At 45.4% G+C, this 23,380-nt stretch carries 19 protein-coding genes; 9 read left to right on the top strand and 10 right to left on the bottom strand.

The features are described from left to right. Positions 1-22: 22 nt before the first annotated feature. The 4 genes from nhaC (at position 23) to ACPW7J_RS13480 (ending at position 6,277) form a co-directional block, all read left to right on the top strand. Positions 23-1,474, top strand: coding sequence for a Na+/H+ antiporter NhaC (nhaC, locus tag ACPW7J_RS13495; RefSeq protein ID WP_425755432.1), 1,452 nt, complete (start codon positions 23-25; stop codon positions 1,472-1,474). 116 nt (positions 1,475-1,590) lie between these two features. Beyond that, the gene (locus tag ACPW7J_RS13490; RefSeq protein ID WP_425755431.1) at positions 1,591-3,000 is read left to right on the top strand and encodes a glutamate mutase L; all 1,410 of its coding nucleotides are present in this window, start codon (positions 1,591-1,593) and stop codon (positions 2,998-3,000) included. A gap of 10 nt (positions 3,001-3,010) precedes the next feature. After that, the gene (locus tag ACPW7J_RS13485; RefSeq protein WP_425755429.1) at positions 3,011-4,759 is read left to right on the top strand and encodes a cobalamin B12-binding domain-containing protein; all 1,749 of its coding nucleotides are present in this window, start codon (positions 3,011-3,013) and stop codon (positions 4,757-4,759) included. Positions 4,760-4,987: 228 nt separating this feature from the next. After that, complete coding sequence (locus ACPW7J_RS13480; RefSeq protein ID WP_161874719.1) at positions 4,988-6,277, top strand: L-serine ammonia-lyase, iron-sulfur-dependent, subunit alpha; 1,290 nt, start codon at positions 4,988-4,990, stop codon at positions 6,275-6,277. Between the two features lie 181 nt (positions 6,278-6,458). Here ACPW7J_RS13480 and ACPW7J_RS13475 read toward each other — a convergent pair whose 3' ends face one another. Continuing rightward, positions 6,459-7,007, bottom strand: a complete 549-nt coding sequence (locus ACPW7J_RS13475) for a flavodoxin family protein (protein WP_161874720.1) — start codon at positions 7,005-7,007, stop codon at positions 6,459-6,461. Positions 7,008-7,158: 151 nt separating this feature from the next. Here ACPW7J_RS13475 and ACPW7J_RS13470 point away from each other — a divergent pair, with 151 nt between their 5' ends. Continuing rightward, positions 7,159-8,421 (top strand): hypothetical protein, encoded by a 1,263-nt coding sequence (locus ACPW7J_RS13470; protein WP_425755428.1) that lies wholly within the window; start codon positions 7,159-7,161, stop codon positions 8,419-8,421. A gap of 22 nt (positions 8,422-8,443) precedes the next feature. Further along, entirely contained in the window at positions 8,444-9,202 is a 759-nt protein-coding gene (locus tag ACPW7J_RS13465) for an IclR family transcriptional regulator (RefSeq protein WP_161874722.1), read from the top strand. A gap of 75 nt (positions 9,203-9,277) precedes the next feature. Here the strand turns inward: ACPW7J_RS13465 and ACPW7J_RS13460 are convergent, their stop codons facing one another. Together ACPW7J_RS13460 and ACPW7J_RS13455 are read right to left on the bottom strand one after the other, a co-directional pair. Continuing rightward, on the bottom strand, positions 9,278-10,069 hold the full coding sequence (locus ACPW7J_RS13460) for a serine hydrolase (protein ID WP_161874723.1): 792 nt from the start codon (positions 10,067-10,069) through the stop codon (positions 9,278-9,280). Further along, complete coding sequence (locus tag ACPW7J_RS13455; RefSeq protein ID WP_424960314.1) at positions 10,069-11,646, bottom strand: N-acyl-D-amino-acid deacylase family protein; 1,578 nt, start codon at positions 11,644-11,646, stop codon at positions 10,069-10,071. The genes ACPW7J_RS13460 and ACPW7J_RS13455 overlap by 1 nt, the downstream gene beginning before the upstream one ends. A 199-nt stretch (positions 11,647-11,845) precedes the next feature. Between ACPW7J_RS13455 and ACPW7J_RS13450 the strand changes: the two genes are divergently transcribed. Further along, positions 11,846-13,471, top strand: coding sequence for an SPOCS domain-containing protein (locus tag ACPW7J_RS13450; protein WP_425755427.1), 1,626 nt, complete (start codon positions 11,846-11,848; stop codon positions 13,469-13,471). Positions 13,472-13,555: 84 nt separating this feature from the next. Next, entirely contained in the window at positions 13,556-14,122 is a 567-nt protein-coding gene (locus ACPW7J_RS13445) for a stage II sporulation protein R (protein ID WP_425755426.1), read from the top strand. 66 nt (positions 14,123-14,188) lie between these two features. On the opposite strand, the gene ACPW7J_RS13440 is transcribed toward ACPW7J_RS13445, so the two are convergent. The 7 genes from ACPW7J_RS13440 to ACPW7J_RS13410 all read right to left on the bottom strand — a co-directional run bounded on the left by ACPW7J_RS13440 (position 14,189) and on the right by ACPW7J_RS13410 (position 22,292). Further along, positions 14,189-14,929, bottom strand: coding sequence for a D-alanyl-D-alanine carboxypeptidase family protein (locus tag ACPW7J_RS13440; protein WP_425755425.1), 741 nt, complete (start codon positions 14,927-14,929; stop codon positions 14,189-14,191). Then, positions 14,926-15,975, bottom strand: a complete 1,050-nt coding sequence (gene vanG / locus ACPW7J_RS13435) for a D-alanine--D-serine ligase VanG (protein WP_425755424.1) — start codon at positions 15,973-15,975, stop codon at positions 14,926-14,928. Before vanG ends, ACPW7J_RS13440 begins: the two co-directional genes overlap by 4 nt. Before the next feature lie 5 nt (positions 15,976-15,980). Continuing rightward, a complete protein-coding gene (vanW, locus tag ACPW7J_RS13430; RefSeq protein WP_425755423.1) occupies positions 15,981-16,802 on the bottom strand; it encodes a glycopeptide resistance accessory protein VanW in 822 nt (273 codons plus the stop codon). Between the two features lie 150 nt (positions 16,803-16,952). Then, positions 16,953-18,041 carry a sensor histidine kinase gene (locus ACPW7J_RS13425; RefSeq protein WP_425755422.1) on the bottom strand — a complete coding sequence of 363 codons (1,089 nt, stop codon included), beginning with the start codon at positions 18,039-18,041 and terminating at the stop codon, positions 16,953-16,955. Next, positions 18,031-18,723 carry a VanR-ABDEGLN family response regulator transcription factor gene (vanR, locus tag ACPW7J_RS13420; protein ID WP_425755421.1) on the bottom strand — a complete coding sequence of 231 codons (693 nt, stop codon included), beginning with the start codon at positions 18,721-18,723 and terminating at the stop codon, positions 18,031-18,033. The genes ACPW7J_RS13425 and vanR overlap by 11 nt, the downstream gene beginning before the upstream one ends. A gap of 263 nt (positions 18,724-18,986) precedes the next feature. Then, on the bottom strand, positions 18,987-20,258 hold the full coding sequence (locus tag ACPW7J_RS13415) for a M18 family aminopeptidase (protein ID WP_425755420.1): 1,272 nt from the start codon (positions 20,256-20,258) through the stop codon (positions 18,987-18,989). A gap of 651 nt (positions 20,259-20,909) precedes the next feature. Continuing rightward, the gene (locus ACPW7J_RS13410; protein ID WP_161874733.1) at positions 20,910-22,292 is read right to left on the bottom strand and encodes a trypsin-like peptidase domain-containing protein; all 1,383 of its coding nucleotides are present in this window, start codon (positions 22,290-22,292) and stop codon (positions 20,910-20,912) included. Positions 22,293-22,462: 170 nt separating this feature from the next. Here ACPW7J_RS13410 and hslO point away from each other — a divergent pair, with 170 nt between their 5' ends. Next, complete coding sequence (gene hslO, locus ACPW7J_RS13405; RefSeq protein WP_161874734.1) at positions 22,463-23,377, top strand: Hsp33 family molecular chaperone HslO; 915 nt, start codon at positions 22,463-22,465, stop codon at positions 23,375-23,377. The last annotated feature ends 3 nt before the right edge of the window (positions 23,378-23,380 follow it).

Genomic DNA, 23,380 nt, shown 5'->3' with positions numbered 1-23,380 from the left:
ATCAATTTAAGGAGGAATTTTTATGGCAAACGACATAAAAAGAGAACGAGTGGAAAGAGAACGAGTGGAAAGAGAAGGGTCGTTCGGAAGTTCCCTGATCATGTTCCTGATTAGTATCGCGATCTTGGGATATGGAATTATCTTCCTGGGTTTGGACGCGCATATCCCACTTTGCTTTGTAACGATGGCGGCAGTTATCTACGGCGGAGGCGTACTCAAAATTAAGCTGAGCGATTTAGAGTCATCGATTTACAAATCCATCGCGGACTCCCTAGGCGCTTTGGTTATTATCTGTATTATCGGTATGTTGATTGCTACATGGATGGCAGCCGGCACAATTCCGTATATTATCGTACTGGGATTAAAAGCTCTTGATCCTTCCTGGTTCTTAGGCTTTGTAGTTGTCATGTGCGGTATCTTATCCAGCTTGACAGGATCTTCCTGGACTACGATCGGAACGATTGGCGTAGCGTTCATGGGTATTTCCATCGGTATCGGTATTCCTGAACCAATTACAGCAGGCGCGATCATCTGCGGCTCCTTCTTTGGAGACAAGCAGTCGCCGGTTTCTGACTATGTAATCTTTGCTTCCGGCGTATGTAAGGTAAACATTTATAAACACGCGAGAGTTATGCTGTACACCAGCGGCCCTGCATTTATCATTTCAGCAATCGCGTTCTTCATCATTGGACTTGGCTATAATGCTTCCAGTATCGATGAGGCGGCAGTTATGACTACTATTAATGGCCTGGACGGTGTCTTCAACTTCAACGCGGCGCTTTGGATTCCGCTTATAGTTCTGGTAATCACCATCGTACTGAAGCTTCCGGGATTTGCTTCCTTGTTCATCAGCGCGTTGGCCGGCGGCGTAATCGCATTTTTCGTACAGGGCGCATCGATCGGCGACATTTTGGGCAACATGATGTATGGCTTCTCTGTTGAATCTGACATCTTTGAAGTAACGAAGATCTGTAACAGAGGCGGACTGCAGGGTATGACCTATACCATGACTTTGATCATGTGTGCGCTTGCAATGGGCGGAGCGCTTGACAGAACCGGCGTTCTGGTTAAGATCGTAGAACGTCTGAAGGGCATGATCGAAAAGAGAGCGGGTCTTATTATCTCCACTTTGATCTCCAGTACCATTCTTGGATTCTTCTCTGGAGACCCGTATGTTGGCGGATACGTACCTGTAAAAGCATTTGAGTATAGATATAATGAATTGAAGATCAGCCGTACTGTTCTTTCCAGAACTATTTCTGACGCGGCTTGCGTACAGCAGCCACTGGTACCTTGGGGTATCTCAGGCGTGTATTGTTCTCAGACGCTGGGAGTTTCTGTAGGCGCGTATATGCCTTACTACTTCATGTGGTTCTTGACTCCGTTCTTCACTATTCTCTGGGCGATTACAGGCAAGTGCTGCCCGGCGGCGACAGAGGAAGAACTGGAAGAAGCGGGTGTTTTAACCGCGTAAATGCTGTAATATAAAAATAAAATGACAATAGTCGTGTTATTTGAGTGACAATGTAAAAGCGAGCTTGCTTAAATGGCGGGCTCGCTTTTTTCAACTGTTTAAGTGGAGGTATTGCGATGGACAAAGCGATTTTGCTGGACTTTGGAAGTACATATACCAAGGCGGCGGTTGCTGATTTGAAACGGAGAGAGATTGTTTTTACTACGAAAGCTCCGTCGACGGTTTTCAGTGACGCGCGGCGCGGTTTGGCAACCTGTTATGATCAGATTCGCGCTGAAATCGGTGAAAAGGAATTTGAAAACGCAGCAAAGCTGGCTACCAGCAGCGCTGCAGGCGGATTGCGTATGGCCGTCGTAGGATTGACACCTACCTTATCTGTAATAGCGGGGAAAAACGCGGCTTTCGGCGCGGGAGCAAAGATTTTAAAAATCTGTTCGGGACGCATTTCGGAGGAAGACGTTTGTCAGCTGGAAAGCATGGATTTGGAAATTTTGCTTATTTGCGGAGGTTATGAAGACGGAAATGTAACGACAGTTCTTTATAATGTGGAGCGTATTGCCGCCAGCGCATGCCGGATGCCAGTGATCTATGCGGGCAACAGCAGGCTGCAGAGACAGGTTCGCCTTTTGTTTCAGCAAGCGGGCAAAGAATGCTTTTTGGTAGAAAATATTATACCTGATGTAGATGTGATTGCATCTACGCCGACAGAGGAGCTGATCAGGAATATTTTTCTGGACCGAATTGCGAACGGAAAGGGTCTGGATAAGATTCGCAAGGAAATCGATCGTCTGGTTATGCCGACTCCGGCATCGGTACTTGCGGCTGGAGAACTTTTGTCCCTGGGAACAAAGGAACAGAAGGGGCTAGGTGCGTTAGCTATTGTAGATATTGGAGGCGCTACTACGGATATTCATAGTTACTGTTATCCGTTGGGCGCCCAGGGCGCAAAAATTGTCGGAACACCGGAGCCGTATGCAAAGCGTACGGTAGAAGGCGATCTGGGTATGCGAGAATCGTCAAATCTGGTTCTGGAGGCTGCGGGATATGAAGCTGCTGCGAGAGATTTGGATATGCAGGTGGATGAGCTGCGAGCTTCCATTGATAAACGATTGGACGATATTAAATTTCTACCGGCGGATGATGCAGAATCCAGAGAAAAAGAGCTAAAAATTGACCAGAGAATCGCCAGATATGCGGCCAATATCGCTATGCGCAGACACGTAGGGTATATTGAGGCGGTTGCGTCTAAGATTTGCCCGTATCTGCAGCATGGAAAGAATTTGGAGGAGGTGCGCACGGTAATCGGAACGGGAGGTCCGATTGTCAATAGTGAAAACCCTGCTGAAATTTTAGGTGAAGTGTTTAAAACTGATAGGGATCGTAAGCTTATGAAACTGCTGCCTGACAGTGGAAGGACCTTTATTGACGCGGATTATGTTCTGTATGCCGCGGGCATGCTGCGAGAGATTGATCCAGAGGCGGCATTTGCCATTATGATGAACAGTTTACGTGAAGTGAGAAAGTGAGAATAGTGTTATGGATATTAAAATGAACAAAAGGTTCGAGTACAAGGATCTTCCTGATATGAAATCGATTATGTCGGATGTAGACAAGCTGACGAAGGATTTGAAAATCGGCCAGACGCTCTTTTTGAAAGAAAAGGGATGTAAGACGGAAGGTGAGTACAAGAAAAAATGCCTCGGCAACGGTCATGTGATGAAGCACAGTCATATTGGCTATAATACATGGGATACTACGAGGGAAGCGTGTGAAAAGCTCTATAATGAGCTGCAGAAGCGAGGCAGTTATATCGACCGGTTTGGATTCTGCATGGACAATGTTATGGGACTTCCTGAAGAATGGAGAAAAGGGCAGATTCAGGGTACGGGTCTTGTTATGAAAAACGAGGATGAGTGGATGCAGATTGGACAGATCGTACCTGTTCAGCCTCATTGCGGCGATATGATGATCGGTATGATGAATGGTGTGGAAAATTGCATGAATGCTTTGCGCGCCGGCGTTACAACGATCGGAAATATGAGCCATTATTATAACTATGAATTTCCTGGTATAGACCGTGAGGATCACCGTACGATCAATACGATGACAGCGGTAGGTATCATGGGCAAGTTCAAGGAGGATGGCGTAATTATCCATTCTAACCTGGACGACGGTTATGGCGGACAGATTCACGATATGGCTAATCTGGTAGGATGGGCTAAAATAGAAAGATATTATGTAGAAACTCTGCTGGGCGGCGGATTGGGTCACTGCTTCGGAAATTTGTTCAGTAATCCGATAGATAGAATTATCTTTAACCTTGCGGTGTGGGAAATGAATCCTAATCAGATTCCGGGAACTATGATCTATGGAAACACGACGGAATATGGTAACGACTTGGATAAGAATACAGGCGCGTTGGCATCCTTTATTACAGGAGATATTATTGGACAGCAGCATATGTCTACAGGACATGCCGTAGTGCCTATTCCTGTAACGGAAGCGGTCAGAATACCGACTGTAGACGAGATGGTCGCGGCACATTTGGAAACTGATATGCTGATTAAGAAAGCGCCATGCGTTGCTGAATTCCTGGATTGGAACAAAATTTATCAGACGAAGGATCTTTTGGTTGCTTGTGGTAATGTATTCTTTGAGAGAGTTATGAACGGACTGGATTCCCTGGGCGTAGATATAGAGCATCCGGGAGAAATTATGGCGGCTCTTAAAGCAATTGGTCCAGCGCAATTAGAGGAAGCATGGGGCGTAGGGCGTCAGGAAAAAGAGGCGCTTCGCGGAAGAATTCCTGTAAGACCGACCAACGTTATTCGTGACCTGCAGGAACAGAGCCATGATATCATGGTGCAGATCGATGGGTTGAAAGATTCTCTGAAGAGCGTAAAGGTAGTAATGGGAACGACCGATGCTCATGAGTTTGGCAAGCAGCTGGTAAAGGAGATTCTGTTAGGCGCAGGTGCGACGGTATTTGATTTGGGTACAACTGTAAGTACGGATGAACTTTGCGATGCTGTTATTGAAACGGAAAGCCGTATTATCTGTGTCAGCACATATAACGGAATTGGCCTGAGCTACGGTAAGGAGCTGTTGGCGAAATTGGAAAAAAGGGATTTGAAGGACGTTCATATTATCATGGGAGGTCTTTTGAACGAAAATATCGATGGAAAGGAACTGCCTGAGGATATTAGCGATCAGCTGAGAGAAATCGGAATCAATGCTGATAATAAAGCTGAAGATATGGTGAAGATTATCAAGAGCTACTTATAAAATACAGCGGACTGGCGCTGTGTGTAAAGAAGTTGATACGTTGCTTGCAGCTGCAGATGTGGAACAGCGCTGACGGCCTGAAAGCTGTCGGTGATCCCGCTGCAGCTGCTGCTGGTTAAACCCATTGTTTTAACCGTTTCTGATGATTTGACGGAATGGATTTATGATCTTGGCGTTGAAACAGAAACAGGAGTATAACGAGTAAATAGCGGAGGACGTATAATAGATATGGAAGAAAGAAAGACGGCGAAATATATCAGTCTGCTAGAAAGCGAGCTGATCCCGGCGCTTGGCTGTACGGAGCCTATAGCGGTGGCCTTTGCCGCGGCAAAGGCGGCGGAGGTTCTGGGGGAGGAGCCGGAAAGACTAGTGGCAGAGTGCAGCGGTAATATTGTCAAAAATGTAATGGGCGTCACAGTTCCTAATTCGGGCAACCAAAAGGGAATTGCTGTCGCGGCCACCCTGGGCGCTGTCGCAGGTAATTCGTCTGACGGCCTGCAAGTGCTGGAAAGTGTAACGGAACGAGATATTTCCTATTGTCAGAAGAAGGTGGACGACGGCTACTGCCAGTGCCTGCTTGCAGAGGGAGTTGACAATCTTTATATTCGTATTAAAGCGTATAGCGCAGAGCATATCGCTGAGGTGACGGTAGCAGGATCGCATACGAATATAGTGAAAATTGTAAAGGATGGCAATGCTCTCTTGGAAAGGGAACAAACCTCTGCGAAGGATGGTTTATTCAGCGATGAAATTACTTTGACGGAAATTATTCGATTTGCTGAAACAGTAAAGATTAACGAGATTGAGAAAACTCTGGAAAACCAGATTAACTGTAATGTCGCAATTTCTCAGGAAGGCTTGAAAAACAATTATGGCGCTAATATCGGAAAAACGCTAATCAAACGAGGTCATGCTGATTTCGCCTCTCGTGTAAAGGGTAAGGTTGCTGCTGGCTCTGATGCCAGAATGAATGGCTGCAACATGCCGGTCGTGATCAATTCTGGAAGCGGCAACCAGGGATTGGCGGTTTGCCTGCCTGTAGTGGAATATGCACAAGAACGTCAGATGCCGAGAGAACGGTTGATTCGTGCATTGGCGGTGAGCAATCTTGTTTCTATTTACGTAAAGAAAAAGATTGGGAGTTTATCTGCGTTTTGTGGCGCGGCCACAGCTGCCGCGGCGTCTGGAGCAGGTATCGCGTTTTTGAAAGGATGGAAGACGGAGAGCATTGAAGAAGTTATTGAATCAACCTTGCTTAACGTTGGAGGTATCTTCTGTGACGGCGCGAAATCCACTTGCGCGGCCAAATTGGCAACCGCGCTTGACGCTATGCTTATGTCGGTACATATGCTGGAGGATGGACAGCACTTTGGACAAGAAGAAGGGTTGAGAGGAATTGACGTAGAGGAAACCGTATCAAATGTTTGTTATGTAGGCCGAAACGGTATGGGTGAAACTGACCGTAATATTTTAAGAATCATGACAGGCGAAATTGTGACTGCGCCGAAAGAGCGTTAATAGCGTGCAGCGCGTTATGATTTAGTGACGAGTCAAAACGACCATACAGAGAAAGGCTTTTCAGGAAACTATTCCGCTTTGATCGGTGAAATTTCAATCTTTGTTTTATTTTCGTTTGAAGAAAAAAGCACTGAGAAGTTTTTCGATTTCCCAGTGCTTGATTTGTATTTTCGAAGGATTGCTACAGAGATTTTCCTAACTGATATGCTTCATCCAGAGCGGGATGGCCTTCGATGGACGGATTAGCGCTGAAGCCGCCGACGCAAAGCTCTCCGCGAGATTCCCATGGGAACATCTTGTCGAGCAGATGGCGATAGTAGCGGAGCGGCGGTTCGAAAAGATCTTCTTTGTCTTCGCCGGCTGTCATGATAAGGAGAGATTCCTTTTGATCATATTTAAATCCGTTAGGTAAGCCCAGGGCGTATAGTCTGTCGATGAAAATTTTCATTTGCGCGTTGATAGTATAGTAGTAAAGTGGAGATGCTAATACGATGACGTCGCAAGCATTGAACGCGTCATAGATTTTGCGCATGTCGTCCGGCTGACAGCAGCCCTGATGCTCTCCGCAATAGTCGCAAGCCAGGCATGGGGAGATTTTTAAATCGGAAGCGTTGAACTGTACTACTTCATGACCTGCTGCGCGAGCTCCTTCTGCAAATTTTCTGCACAGCGCGTCAGTGTTGCTTGTTTTTCTGGGACTAGACATAAAAATGAGGACTTTTTTACTCATATGTGTGTCTCCTTTCGTAAAATAAGATGATTCTATTTTAACATTAAAAGAACAAGCTGTAAATGGATAAATGATATTGAAATATCGAATGTTAAGTGATAAAATAAAAATAGATTTTGAATATTGAAATCATTTTGATGGAGGACGGAGAATGAAAAAGATCCCAGCAAGTATAAAAAGACTGCTACTGCAAATAAAAAATCAGGGATTTTATGCCTACTTAGTTGGAAAATGCTTGGAATATGAATTGATTGGAAGGGAAGCAGACCACTGGACAATTATTACTAACGCCAGTGAAGCCGCTCTGAAAAAGACGGATTTGATCGTGGATGAGGGAAATAAAAATAATTCTGATAATTGGATTTGTTCATTGGAATATAAGCAGAAGGATAATTCGAAAAGCACATGGAGGATTTTCATAAAGAGACAGGATAATTCTGCAGAAGCGTTTTTTGAAGATAAGCTTTTCACGGTAGACTCGGTTGGGTATGATGGCGAGAATTATTATGATCCGTATGAGGGGAAAGAGGATATTAAAAATGAAGTCATCGATTTAGTATATACGCCGCAGGAATATTTGGAGCAGCATCCGGAAGATTTGCTGACTATCGTGGAGAAGATAGCGGAAACGGGATACGATTTATCGCATGAGCTTTTTTCTGTATTAATCTCCAAAGGCGGAATTCTGACCAGTCAGGATAAGAAAACGCTCACAGAGAAATTCCAAAATATTATGACCGGGGAATTCACAGGGAAAGCGCTGAAAGTAATGGACGAAACGGGAATGCTGGCATTTCTCGTTGGTGAGCGCTTGTATAAAAACAGAAATAAAAAGGAGAGGGAAGCCTTTCAGAAATATATACAAAATATAGATCGGACAAAGAGGATTCTGGATCGGAGAATCGTATCATTTTATCTTGGGTTTTGGAAAAAGAAAGATATGAGAGCGATGGACAATCTGGACTATGATGATGATCTAAAGGAGAAACTCGGATTTGCACATCAGCATTTATCTGATTTATATTATCTGCATAAACCTACAGATTTAAAAGATTACCTTTACAAATACGGTTTAAAGATGTATAATTTTGTGGATAATATTTCCAAAATTCAAGCAAGAGTATATGGCCTTAAAACTGACGGCATCGGAAGACGCCATATGATATTACAAAAAATCGCGTTAGAAAATGAGCCGGTATTCTTAGAAGATTTATCGATGAATGCTGAAACGCTTATGAAAGAAGGATTAGCAAAGGATCAGCAGGAGGCGGATTCGCTTTTAGACTTACTCGTTTATATTGTCCACAGGCATCCGGACTATAACGAGCCTCATTTACTGCTGAGTCAGGTATATAGATTAAATAAAAATCCATTGAAAAAATATCGCTACAAGTATTTAACTAAGAAGTTATAAAAATTTAGAAAAGAGGTCAGTAATGGTAACAAAAAATTTATTCACCCTAACGCTTCTGAAGGCAATTGATATTCTCGATTGCTTTGATGATGATTATCAGGAAATTGGCGTAAAAGAGATCGCTGAAATGATCGGTATGCCGCAAAGTTCTGTATATAGAATTATCCAGAGTTTGGAGTTTATAGGTCTTATCTTCCAGAACAGGGAAAATAAGAAGTATCGTCTGGGAGCAAAGGTAATGCAGATGTCCAAAAATGTCGATTGTCTGGAAAAGCTAAAGGCAGTTGCAATTAAATATATGAAGCAGTTAAACGCCGAATGTGATGAAAATATTTGTCTGGCTATCGCCAACTGTGATGAAATTATTACGATACATAAGGAAGAAAGCTCTCAAATTTTAAGACCAAACTTTATACCGGGTCATAAATATCCGATTTGTAGTACCAGCTTGGGCAAGGTATTGCTGTCCGATATGTCGGCTGCGGAATTGCAGTGGATTTATGAAGGGCATAAGGATGAAATCGGTAAGAACTTTGAGGAATTTAAGGCAAGTATTGCAGAAGTAAAGAAACAGGGATATGCCATAGACGATCAGGAATTTAATGAAGGATTGCGCTGCACAGGCGCTCCGATTTACGGACCTGGAGGGAATATCCTATTCTCCATGAGTATTTCAGCGCCGATCAGCCGCATGAGCGATGAGCAATACGCGAGAGCAATTGAACTTGTAAAAAAATATGCGGCGCTTGCCTCTGAAGAAATCCAGGAGTCTGGATTTTAATCGCAAAGCATAAGGAAGAAAAAGGAGAATAAAATAGCAGCCTTTGCGTTTAAGCAGCGACTGCTATTTTTGTTGTTATTTTTTACAGAAGGACTCATCCGCGGCATCGGCTTCATCAGCCAGAGCTTTGGTCGTTCTTCGTATGAAATCTTCAAAGACAGCGATTTCGATATCATTAGAGGCATAGCAGACGATAAATGGCTGCTTGGCGAAAACGATACCTACATCATGAGTTTTATCTTCTTCCTCACCAGTTTTGTGGGCCATTGGATAATCCATCGGCAAATAACCGCCCATTTTGTGGTTGATTTGCTGTTGGCGGAGAACGTTTTCCAGCCATATCGACGCTTCCTCGTTGATCAGTGTACGACGATACATCTTTTCTAACAAAATCCCCAATTCTTCCGGTACAAAATAATTCTGAATACCTTTGTTTTCGCTCTCATAATCATAGTATTCACGGTTGAATTGTGTTCCGATCATTCCCAATTCATGAAACGCCTCGCGAACCTTAGGTACAGTGTAGTGACGCAGCAGCGCGTTGGTTGCCGTATTGTCACTGATGGTGATCATCATTTTTGCCAACGCACCCATTTCCAGAGTTACTTCACCAGGAATATGCTGCACAGCGCCGCAGCCTGGGACTTTCTGATCGTCGCGAATAGTAATCCTTTCGTCAAAATCCGTCTCGCCGCGGGAGCGGAATAAAAGGATCGCCATCATTAAAGGCAGTTTTACCACGCTGGCAGGTAAAAATGATTCTTGTTGATTATAACCCAGAGTTTCTCCTGTTACGACATTTTTGTAGTAGAAGCCTACCTTACCAGGCATCGCGGCCAGTTCCTGCAGTATTTTTTCTTTTTTCATTACGCGTTTACACCCTTTCTCAAAACTTGTCCGGCTTGAGCGCCTGTATGACGGCCGTTTTCCGCGGTAAGAACACCGTTGACATAGACCTGTTGAATACCGGCGCACGGTTGCTTCGGATTGTCGTAGGTTGGAGTATCCTCGATTTTATCAAAATTGAAGAGGACAAGATCCGCATGCATACCTTCTTTGATAAGACCTCTATCGGAAAGTCCCAGACGAGCCGCGGGAAGACCGGTCATCTTGAATATGGCAGTTTCCAGAGGGAATAATTTTCGATCGCGACAATATTTGGCGATGACGCGTGGAAATGTGCCGTACCAACGAGGGTGCGGCTGACCCGGATAATCCATACTGACGGCATTTCCATCAGAACCGATCATGACATAGGGACGTTCCATGATATATTCAATATCTTCTTCGCACATGCCGTAGTTCACCTCGTTGACGTGACCACGTTCCTCAAGAACCAGATCGAAGCACGCGTCGGCAGGATCTACTCCTCTGGCCGCGGCAATTTGCTCAATACTCTTGCCTACGGTCCAGGCATTTTTTTTGCTTTCCACATAAGCAACGTAGATATCACCCCATCGACCCTCATGGCTGGCATTGGCTTCGTCTTTCAATCTGGCGCGAGTTTCGGGATCTTTCAGTCTGTCAAAGAGGGCCTCCATACCGCCGTCAAAGGCCCAGTTGGAAATGTTGCTGTCCAGAGAAGTAGCTGAAGCGTTGTATGGATACTGGTCGCATTGTACGTCAAGTCCTTCCCGGCGAGCCTGGTCGATCATAGCAATGGTAGTTTTGCAGTGAACCTGCCATCCGCTTTTTCTGGTTACCTTGTGATGAGCAATTTGTAACGGAGCGCCGGATCTTTTGGCGATTTCCAGGGATTCTGCTACAGCTTCAACTACGTGATCGCCTTCATCGCGCATATGTGTTTCGTAAAAAGCGCCGAAGGGAACCAGTTCTTCGCAGAGTTGCGCTAATTCATCAGTGCCGGCGTAGCAGCCGGGCGGATATATCAGACCGCTGGACATGCAGAACGCGCCATCCGACAGAGCTTCGCGCAGCAGGGCGCGCATATGGTTCATTTCCTGTTCTGTAGCTTTGCGTGTTTCAAAACCCATAACGGCCAAGCGGATAGAGCCGTGACCTACAGCTGTGCCGAAGTTGACACTGGGTTGTCGGGCTTCCAAGGTGTCCAAGTATTCCCCCACAGTTTGCCAGGTGTAATCAAGATCGCCTACATAGTCTCGCAACTGCTTCTTTTTCTCAGGATCGGGACTGACTGGTGCGACAGAGAGGCCGCAATCGCCGCCGATTTCCGTTGTAATTCCTTGAAGGATACGGCTTTCTGCTAACGGATAGGATGGAAGGGAGGTATCGCTATGGGAATGGATGTCCACAAATCCCGGCGCGAGATACTGATCCCGGCCGTCTACGATATTTGCAGAAGGATCGTTTTCGACCGTACCGATCTTACAGATACGGCCGTCCTTTATGGCTACATCAGCACGAAACCAAGGGGCGGATGTACCGTCAATGACGCGGACGTTTTTAAAAATTATGTCGTACATGGTAGTGTCCTCTTTTCGGTAGAAATATATACGTATATTATAATTTCATGCAAGAAAAATGCCAAGGAAAAACGGCTGTTTTTAGCGGTTTTGTTTTACGTGGATTAGGGTGAAAAGGGATGAAATGCAATTTACGTTCTATTAACAGGACTGCAGGCATAGACTGTAGCAGACCAATATTAGAAAGGGGAAAAAAGCCATGACCCATGAAAATGATATACCTGAATACGCTCTGCAACCGGCCAGGGCGCCAGTCGTCACTCCGGCAGAAGCGATTTATCATACAGAGAAAATCGTGTATCCTGCCGAGGAACAGACGGTTACATACCAATTTGAAGAGGATATTTTAGTGCCGGATATTAAGCCGGATATGCGTGATATTCTATTAATGGAAGCAGTATGCGACATTGCGCCGTCGGAAAAAAAGGTAGCGCCTAAGACGGATGATCTCTTGAATTTTACAGGGAGCTTGACAGTACAGACTATTTACGCAGCTGAGGATAGCCAGGAACCGGTGGCTATTACTTCGAAAGTGCCGTACAAGTATCAGTGGAGTTTGAATCCGCAGGATCAGGCTGAGGGTGTCTTCAACTGTAAAATAAGAAATTTGGAGTTTATGATAGTAAACGAACGGAAATTTCGTATTAAGGTTACCATGGAGTTTTCTGCCCGTCTTTTATGCAGCCGCGAGTTCCAGTTTTTTGACGGACTGAAAAATGAAGGACTGGAATTGAGGAAGCAGGAGACTTGTCTGACATGTCTGGAACTGGTAAAAAAAGATGAAACGGTAATTGACGAAACCTTCCGCGGGAAGGATACGGCATTGATTCCGGAGTCAATTTTGAAGCAGAATTTTACAATTACGGAGAATTACAGACAGGTTACGACGGAAAAGGTGGTCATCAACGGTTTCGTTTTTTGTGATATTCTTTATCGTGCTGAAAATCCTGATGAACCGGATGGCACATCCATCTGTCAAATGAATCACAGAGTTGAATTCACCCAATTCATACCTATTGAAAAGGAGCATCGTGGTAAAACGTGGAATTCTGTCAGGACGGGCTTTTCTAGTCAGGATTTAGCAGTAGTCATTGGCAGCGATGAGGAAAATCCTGATGATATTCATTTCCGCGTTCGGGGGACTGTACAGAGTAGAATCGAGCTTTATGGCAGCCGTCAGAGAGAGATGGCTGTAGATGCTTATCACCGAGAGAAGGAATTTGTCTGTGATTTTGCAAAACGGCAGGTTACTAACTTTGTGGGCGATGCGATGGCAGAAACTTCAGTAAGAGAAATTATCAACCTGCCGGAAGGTACAAAGGCGTCGGAGGCGATATACGCAAGCGCGCAGGTTTTGGATTATGAGTGTCATTGCGAGAAGGGGAGAGTCATGGTCAGCGGCGTTCTTTCCTGCAGCGCTCTGTGGAAGGATCAAAACGGAATCTTCTTCGCAGAGAAAGCTGCGCCGGACTTCCGGGGAACGGTGGAGTTGGAAAGCGCGATGAGTAGTCAGAAAGCTTTTTGCCGTCCTCTGATTAAAAGCGCATGGGTAGAGTTTATCAATGAGAAACAAATTGAAGTTAACGTGGCTATTCTGCTCTGTGTGCAGACTTGTAAAGAGGAACAGGTAGTCATGCTGGAAAGCCCAAGATTTGTAGAAACGGTGAGAGAGAAGGAATACCCAATGGTGATTGTAACTATGAAGCCGGGAGAATGTCTTTGGGACTTAGCAAAGCGCTACAGAACTACGGAGGGTCATCTTCGCATAGCGAATAATTTGGACGGAGAGCCGGAATCGGGCAGAAGACTTTTGATCGTAAAATAGTGATTTCCATTTGACAGAAAAATGCAGAACCCATGTATAATCTCATAATTCCTGTCCATAATCGGTGTAGAAAGGATGGGAATTATGAGATTGACAGTATTACAGAAGGAACTTTGTGTTTGGTTTATATTTTTCACAGTTTTGGCGTGCATGGGAATTTTCTACATAGAACATACGCCAAACGATCATCCGGGCATTATCAGACTTCATGTGATTGCTAACAGCGACAGTCCGGAGGATCAGCTGTTAAAGCTGGCTGTACGAGACCGGATTATTGAAATGATGGAAGGAAAAGAAAATATTGAAGACGCGCGCAGCTATATCGACAGTCACTTAGGTGAGTTTGAGGCGGTGGCGGAGGATCTTATTCGCGAAAGGGGATTTGACTATCCTGTTTCGGCCAGACGAAAGGTGACCTTTATACCGGAAAAAAGTTATGAGGATCTCACTTTACCGGCAGGCAATTATGAAGCGCTGAGGGTGACCCTGGGTCGGGGAGACGGGCAAAATTGGTGGTGCGTCATTTTTCCGCAGCTTTGCCTGGTAGGAGAGAGAGATGAGAAATCCTGCGAGGCGGAAGGTCAGAAGATCGTATTGAAATCAAAGATCAAGGAAATCATGAAAAAGAGGTTTGATCTCGCAGAGAGTTGAGCCATTGACAATATGTAATCCAGAAGCTCCCCTTCGCGATTTGCAAGGGGAGCGTTTTGATACGGATTACTGCCATAGTGTAATCACATGGCCTCCGGCGTTGGTTCCCGAAACCTCCGCGAGATGTGTATCAGGCAAACCGATTTCACCGAAGCCGCTTGCCCAGTAGATTTCAATTGTCCGACCGGAGGCTGTAAACTGCAAAGGATTGCAGCCCCATGGAAATTGCCGCAGGTATGAGATATATTCTTCTAAGCACAGATGAAGTTGATTCATGATTATGGCGTGGGGATAACCCACAAAGCGAAAATGCCATGGTTCGCAGGCAATGCCGGTTATGTTTTCTTTTGCTTCTGTGTAGCGTTGAATAAATCCGTACAGGCTTGCGGTGTCGCGCAGTGTTTGACAGATACCTTTGCCAGGGAAGGAAGGACAAATATAGTCAATTTCTGAAGATTGTTCTGCCAGATCAATGGCCAGGCCTGTTTCGTGTTCACTACAGCCGGGCGGCGCGACGAATTTACGTGTGAATTCCGGGCCGTTTTCTAAGAGGGAATTTTCGTAGATGCGTCTTTGTTCTGCGGCAGAACGGTAACCGCTGACGGGAACAATTTTATCCCATCCATTGATGGAACCGATGAGCACGCGCATACAGGATGCAGCGCGCGATTCCAAAAGGATTTCTGAAGATCCAGGGGTAATTGGCAGGCATTTTGGCTTGCTTTCAGGTGCAAAGGGATGGGTGGCGTTGACGAGAGCCAGGCTTCCTCTGCGCATGGTTTCAGATGTTAGAGCTATGGTTTTCATGATGGTAACTCCGATTGAATTAACGATTCCACAACATCGGCATAAGACATTCCAATGCCTGACAGCATCTTCGGATAGCGGCTTAATGTGGTACATCCAGGAATTGTGTTCACTTCATTAAATACGATTTCGCCGGACGGTGTCAGAAACATGTCTACGCGGGCAAAGCCTTTGCAGTCCAGAGCGCGGTAAATCGTTATTGCTGCTTCCTGAATGCGTTTTTCGGTGGATGAATCGATACGGGCAGGCATGTGAATCTTTGCATGCTGCTGGGTGTATTTTTCTTCATAATCGAAAAACCAGGTGTCCAGTTCTACTTCATCAACTCGTCCGAGTAGGAGGTTTTCATTACCCAGCACAGCGCAGCCCACTTCAAAGCCTTCTACATTTTCCTCGATCAGGATTTGACTGTCATGGGAAAAGGCGGCTTCAGCGGCTTCGGCCAGCTGATCTGGTCTGGCTATTTTGGTAATTCCCAAGGAGGAACCGGCGCGCAACGGTTTGACAAAGAGAGGATAAGTCAGCTCCTTGCAGGAGTTGAGCAACGCGCTTTCTGATGGCTTACGGTCAAAGTGTACTGCTCGAGGGACTTTGACGCCGGCAAGTTTGACAATCTGGTGTGCTCTATGCTTATCCATGGACAGAGCGGAGGCGAGAACGCCGCAGCCGATCACCGGGATGCTTGCTAATTCCGCAAGTCCCTGCAAACTGCCGTCTTCCCCATTTTTTCCATGAAGAACAGGAAATACCGCGTCAATCCAGAAAAAGCGAAGGCCTTTATCTGTAATTTCGCCAAGCCCGTGAACGGAACGATCCGGCGATAGGAAAGCGCGCTTTAACTGCAGCAGGTTCTGATGCCAGGTGTCATCCAGAATTTCCTGATAATCCCCGTAAAAATGGAACCATTGACCGTCGCGTGTAATACCTACAGGAATTACATCGTATTTAGACGAATCAATGTTGGTCAGAATACTGTAAGCTGATTTTAGTGATACCGGATACTCAGAGGAGCAGCCTCCGAAAATAATTGCTAAATTCTTTTTCATTTATTTTAAACCCCTTCTTTTATAACTGTTGATTCCGGCAGCGGATATTCGATGACACAGGTATTTCGATAAAGTATTTCCTCATCGACTGCGCCGGTGAAAAGACTAGTACGTTTCCGCGCCAGCGTAGCTTCTTCAATAATTTGTCCTTCACGAAGAATGTATTGACGCAACGGATTGTATAGCGTGTAGTCGTAACAACGATTTGTATCAGCTAATATTTCGCCGCAAATTACATCTTCATCAAAGTGGAACGCCAGCTGATAGACGTGGCTGGTTTCATTTTTTACTTTCAAATCCAACCAGCCTTCGGCAATGGTAGCGTCGATACCAGCTAACATGTCCGGATCTGCAGGCGTTACGGCCTCCGTACCATGGCCGTGGCGTTCAACGATGGTTAGCTGTGTGTGAAGGAAAAGCCAATAAAGCAGGTTGGACAGCTGGCAAAGGCCTCCGCCGTATTCTCCTTGAATTTTGCCGTCAACCAGACTGAGTCCGTCTTTATATGGAGTCTCTTTGTCAGCTTTTTTGACGGACAGACAGAAAGAAAATGTTTCGCCGGGTTTGATCAGCAGACCATGAAGCTTTGCTGCGGCTAGCTTTAGATTGTGCACCTTGTTGTATTGGTATTGAATGTCATAGCCGCTGTCCCGATTGATCATGGGTTCTGATTTTGAAATGATCTGGCTGGGCATCAGGCCTTTTCGCTGCGTTTTAGCATAAGTGTTTCGGTCTAGCCGCATACCGGCGTAAAAGAAGATTTTTCGCTGGGTTTGCCGCAAGGGCAGAAGCCATGGAAATCGCTCTGTAATTCTTTTTCTGCTCATAAGTGGACTCCTTTCCAGGCAATGAAAAAATCCATCGCCCAGGGTATGACTGTATCATACCAGACAGATGGATTTTGTTCTTATATTTAAACTTATGAAGTGATGAAGAAACTCTGCGAAGTTTCTTACAAATTGCTGACAGTGGCGAACTTACGATGGAAGATAAATTTCAAAACGGATGATATCGTCTGCGCTCAGCGCTTTGATTGTTCCGCCATGCAGCTCTACGATTTCCTTGGCAATGGCGAGACCCAGACCAGCGCCGCCGCATCTTGTTCCTCGAGAGGTGTCAAGACGATAGAATTGCTCAAAGAGGCGGGAAAGCTTTTCTTCTGAGATTGTGTCTCCATTGTTTTCAAAAACCAGTAAAATATGGTCGCCTTCGGGCGAGGCAGTGATCTGGATGGCAGTGTTTTCGTAGCTGTAATTGACTGCGTTGCGCAGCAGATTGTCAAAGACTCGCTGCAGCTTATCAGGGTCGCATTTAAGAACGATACCTTCCGGAGCGGACAGAGAAACGGATAAGCCTTTTTCCTGCAGCATAGGAGCAAATTCGCTGATAAGCTGCTGAAGCATCAGCGTCAAATTAATTTGTTGCCGGTTTAATTCGATATGCGACAGGTTGAATCTGGTGATTTCAAAGAATTCATTAATTAAATCGTCAAGTCTCTCCGCTTTGTCTAGCGCAATATTTTGATAGCGTTTGCGCATATCGGCAGATATATCCTGCTCATCTCGAAGTAAGGTTAAATAGCCTATTACCGATGTAATGGGCGTTTTTAAATCGTGGGCCAGGTATGTGACTAAATCGCTCTTTCGCTGCTCTGCCTCTTTTGCTGCTCTTTGACTTGCCAGTGTAGTTACTTTGATCTGATTTAACTGCGTTTCCAGATCAGATAAGGCTGGAGACAGTTCTGCCAGCCGGTCGTCCTGGCTGGAAATTATCTTTGACGCGTCGATGACATCCTGTAAATAATGAAAGGGTTTAGACCAGTAATGATAAACGATAAAAATATAACCCGCCATTAGATAGAGGAGGCCGAGAATATCCTGACGTGCTCTAACCCATAATCCAAGCACATAGATGGGTTCGTCGCCCTGCCACACGAACATGCCGAATACCATGAGAAGAATCATGTAGGCGGCTACACTGCCGAAGGTAAATAGGAAAACTGTGGCTATCATTTGAAGAAACAGTCTGACAGAAAGACGACGGCTTAGGCTTTTTTCACGCTTCAATTTTATACCCCACTCCCCATACAGTTTTGATAAATCTAGGCTTTTTCGCCGGCTCGTTGAGTTTTTCACGCAACCGGCCGATGTGGGCCATGACTGTATTATTGCTGTTATCTAAATACTTTTCTCCCCAGACCTGCTCAAATAGCTCCTCGGCAGAAACCACTTTACCTTTTCTCTCGCAAAGATACCACAGAATGGAAAACTCAAGAGGGGTAAGGGAAACGGGCTCGCCGAACAGTGTGCAGGCATGGGTGTCTTTGTTGATGACCAGGCCGCGGATATCGTGCATAGAGATGGGCTCGCCGCCGTGATTGTAGTTTTTATAACGGCGCAGCTGGGTTTTCACTCTCGCCATCAATTCCAGAGGGTTGAATGGTTTGGTGATGTAGTCGTCCGCACCCAGTGTCAGTCCCATAATCTTGTCCATATCTTCGACCTTAGCAGTTAGCATAATGACGGGAAAGAAGTGATTTTCACGAATTCTCTGCAGAATGTGAAGGCCATCGATATCGGGCAGCATGACGTCTAACACGGCCATGTCAAAGGCGGTTGTCTGCACAGCGGATAGCGCGTCTGTGCCGGTATAGCATTTAAAAACATCGTATCCGTCGTTCTTCAGGTAAACTTCAATTAGATCTGCGATTTCTTTTTCATCGTCTACGATAAGAATTTTTTCGTTCATTGTACGATACCCCTTCTTTTGCTCATTTATTTTTACTTTAGCACAAAAAGGCATAAAGGGCAATCCATTTGTTAAAAGGGGAGAGCCCTGAGAGGTTTCTGTTTTTTTATAGGCGCTTTCCCCTAAATAAAAAAAGCGAGAGGGACGTACGCGCATACTTGCGCGGAAGGCCCTTCTCGCCTTTTACCATACTATTATACCATAGATTTCCATTTTAGTGCCAGTATTTTTTTCTATTTTTGTTCTCTTTCCAGAAAATCGGTTTATTCAAAGAATACTTCGGCAGCTTTTACCAGATAACCTGTATCCTTTGTCCCGGCTATTTCATATGAAGAATGCATAGCCAGCTGAGGAAGGCCGATATCCACAGTGCTGACAGCTACCTGTGCGCTGGATAGATTTCCTAATGTACTGCCTCCGCGGCTGTCAGACCGGTTGGTGAAAATCTGGTACGGTACGCCTGCTCTCTTGCACACGTCCTTAAACATAGCGCCGGATAGGCCGTCGCTGCAGTAGGTCTGTTCGGCAGTATATTTAATGACAATGCCCTCATTGATATATGGACGATTTGAAGGATCGGACTTTTCCGTATAGGAAGGATGAACCGCGTGAGCATTGTCACAGGAAAGCATGTAGCTGTCAGCAAGACTGATCAGATAATCTTCTCTGCTCATGGATAATGCGTCGCAGATTCTGTTCATGGTATCCTTTAGGAATGTAGACGCGGCGCCTTGTCTGGTCAGACTGCCTACTTCCTCGTTGTCAAAAAGGCAGTAGATTGCGCCGTGTTCGGATTTCTCCCCGGACAGAAACCCTTTGAAAGAGGCAAAGGCACAGTGAAGATCGTCCAGTCTGGAGCTGGCAATATATTCTCTGGACGCACCCCAGACAGTACCTTTTTGACGAACATAAAGATAGAGGTCATGTCCCAGAATGTCTGCTTCACTGACGCCGGCTGCTTCTACAACGGTTTTCATAAAAGTACCCTTCGCTGAAATATCGCCATAGATTGGAAGCATCTCTTTCTGCATATTGTATTCGTGCTTATTGATATCACGGTATAGGTGAGGCGCGATATTGGGAATCAACAGCAGGTCGCGGTCGATATTAACCAGCTTGTTAACCAGACGGCCATCCTCTTTGACGATAACGCGCCCTGCGAGGGAAAGCGGACGGTCGAGCCATGCGTTATTGATGATGCCTCCATATCGTTCAATATTCAATTGTATGTAATGGTTTTCTACTGCAATCTCTGGATTTTCTTTAATCTTCAGGCAGGGAGAGTCACCATGACTAGCAGCGATTCTCCAGCCTTTTATCTTCTTTTCAGGAATGGTAAAGGCAGCCAGTGAAGAACCGTTTCGCGTAACAAAGTATTTTCCGCCCGGTTTGATTTCCCATCTCTGATTTTCGGCAAGCTGGGTGAATCCGTATTTCGTTAACTGATCGGATATGTTTTTTACCGCGTGAAAGCAGGATGGACTGGCATCCAAAAATGTCAGCAATTCTTGCGATAATGTATAGGTATCATTCATATTTTTTTTCTCCTTATATTAAAGTATCTTCATGTATGAAGAAGATCTAAGAACATCATAGTATGAGGGCAATGTTATGTCAAGCTGATGTTAGAGAAGATCGGAAGGTAAGGATAAACGATTAGAAAGGTAATTGGCAGTAATGTGATTGCAGAAAGTCGCTTGTGGGAGCAGTTGCGCAACTATATGAGTAATTTTTAGCCTGTGTTGCGCAGCCACGACGAAAGGCGCAGCTATAGGGGGTTGTTTTTGGTTTGTGTTGCGCGAGCGCGACGAAAAACGCAGCTTTTATACGTTTTTTTGGACTTGTTTTGCGCAATGCTCAAAATATAGAATTGTTTTTGTATAAATATATACAAAAACAGGAAAATAATCTCATAAATCAGCTGATATAGCCTATTCTCATCTGGTCACGCGCAAGATTTTAACAAAAAGGGGTTAAATTCGGCGTTTTTTAGTAGAGCAACGCAACATCTTGAAAAAAAGATGAAAAGTTGCGCGTGCTGGTGATTCTTGACTGAAGAAAAGGGATCGACCAGATTTTTTCAGCAGAGATGGGAAAGATATAAATAAAACTCCCTGGGGAGTACGCATGTACAGCGTTTTCCCAGGGAGCTGAATCTATGAGAACTCAATGGAACGACTAAAGAATTATCCGTTAGCTTCTACGAGCTTGATATTAATTTCAATCGTTTTGTTGTCTCTGATTACGGTTAGTTTTATCTTATCGCCCGGCTTATGTTGGAGCAAAGCGCTGGTCAGATCGGCGCCTGATTCGATCTTTGTATCTTCAAAATAGTAGATCATATCGCCTGCCTTCAGACCTGCTTTTTCAGCTTCCTTGTTTGTGACCTGCTGCACATATACGCCAGTCATACGCAGTCCATATTGCTGAGCAACCTGTGCGTCGGAAGCGTCTACAATCTGAATGCCGATAGCCGCTCGGCCTGTTACATGGCCGTTTTCTATGAGGTCCTTGGCTATTTCGGCAGCCTTGGCAATTGGTATCGCGAATCCCAAACCTTCAACATCAGAACCGGTAGATTTAGCGACTACGATACCGATCAGATTGCCGTAGTGATCGAAAAGACCGCCTCCAGAATTACCAGGATTGATAGAAGCGTCAGTCTGCAGTAATGTCAGCGTCTTTCCATCTACTGTCAGAGATCTGTCCAACGCGCTGATGATGCCCTGAGAGGCAGTGCCGCCTAATTCTCCAAGAGGATTACCGATGGCTACGACCAAATCTCCAACAGACATTTTGCTACTGTCGCCGTAGGTTGCCGCTGTCAGATTCTTAGCGTTGATTTTTAATACGGCAATATCATTTTGCGCGTCAGTACCCACTATGGAGGCTTCGCATTCCGTACCGTCCTTTAAACGTACTGTAATTTTGCTAGAGCCTGCTATGACGTGATTGCAGGTGAGAATGTAACCCTTCGTGTCCACAATGACACCACTTCCGGCGCCCTCCGTTACGTAGTTCTGCATCCACATATCTTGCGAAACAGCCTCCGTTCGGATTTCCACTACAGCATTCTCATTCATGGCGATAATTTCTTCCACAGATTTCTCACTGCCTGTAGCCCTGGCAAGAGAATAGTTGGTTGCCGAAACCGTTTTGCTCGTGTTTCCGACGCCCATTTGACTGGCCAGCGTGTAGCCGCCGACTGTAAGCGCCGATGTGCCAAGCATGCAGCAAATCAAAGCGATAACAAAGGCCTTCCGCGTAACATACTTCGGTTCGCGTTTTACCTTTCTAACAGAGGCATGCCTTATCTGTTCAGACGAGCCTGCTGTACGCCCTTCATAAGTATTTTCGTAGCCAGGCGTGTGCCATGCTGTGTGCGCTTCATTCTGTCTTTCATGATCAAAGGATGTCTGCCCCGCGTATTCTAAACGTCTGGCAGCATCGGCTTGCCGGTACGCTTCCTGTTCCTGCTTCTGCTCTGCAGTCTTAGTTTCATCATCTTCACTGCCCACCATGATAAAATTAGGTACACCCTGTTCGTGATCTTTATCCCAATGATCCATATTGTTACCTGCCTTTCTTATATAAATGCGTGTCTTGATTCTTAGTATGAGCAAATTATAGATGATAAATGTGATTTTTTCATGTTCAAACTGCAAAGAATGTGATAAAATATATGATTGAATATGTGAATTTCTGATGATGGAATCAAAGAAGAAAGGTTGATATAGATATGAGTAAAGTTTTGACAGCAATGGATAAAAGTGGTTCCTATCGCGTTTATCTGACAGTGTCCACTGATATGACAGAGGAGGCGCGTCAGATTCATCATACAACGCCTTTGGCTACCGCCGCATTAGGCAGGGTGCTTACCGGCGCCGGGCTTATGGGGTTGATGCTGAAAAACGAAAGAGACCGGCTAACCGTTCAGTTTAAAGGAGACGGACCGGCCAGAGAAATTTTAGCGACTGCTTATGGCGACGGCAGAGTGAAGGGCTATATTTCCAACCCGAATTTGGAACTGCCGCTGAAAGCCGACGGACATTTGGATGTGGGCGGAGCGTTGGGAATCGGTCAGCTGACTGTGATCAAAGATCTGGGACTGAAAGAACCGTATATAGGAAAAATTTCTTTGGTATCCGGTGAGATCGCAGATGATCTTACTGCATATTATTATATATCGGAACAACAGAACAGCTCGGTGGCCCTGGGTGTGAAAATTGCCCGGGATTGTTCGGTTCTTTGCTCCGGCGGTATGATCATACAGATGCTGCCTGACGCTGAGGAGGAATCCGTCGACGCCTTAGAGGCTATGTTGGCAGAGCTGGAACCTTTGACAACAGTCATAGAGCGGGCGTTTCTGCGCTCCGCGGGAAAAAGCGAGGAAGGCGTGCTGCAGGAGGTTCTTGACGATATTTTCGGTAACATGCCTGAGAAATTTGTACCAGAGGTTTTGGAGTTTCGTCAAATGCAGTGGCAATGCGACTGCAGTGAAGACAGGCTCACCCAGGCCTTGGCTACCATAGGGAAAAAGGAACTTCGCGAGATTATAGATGAGGATGGTCAGGCAGAGCTTACCTGCCAGTTCTGCGAGAAAAGATACTTTTTTGATAAAGAGCATTTGGAAAGTATTTATGATGAGCTGTAGGAG

This window comes from Ihubacter sp. rT4E-8, from assembly GCF_049852125.1.
In the GTDB taxonomy this organism is placed as follows: Bacteria; Bacillota; Clostridia; order Peptostreptococcales; family Anaerovoracaceae; genus Senimuribacter.
The sequence above is the reverse complement of the archived record's forward strand: the minus strand, read 5'-3'. Positions and strand labels throughout refer to the sequence as shown.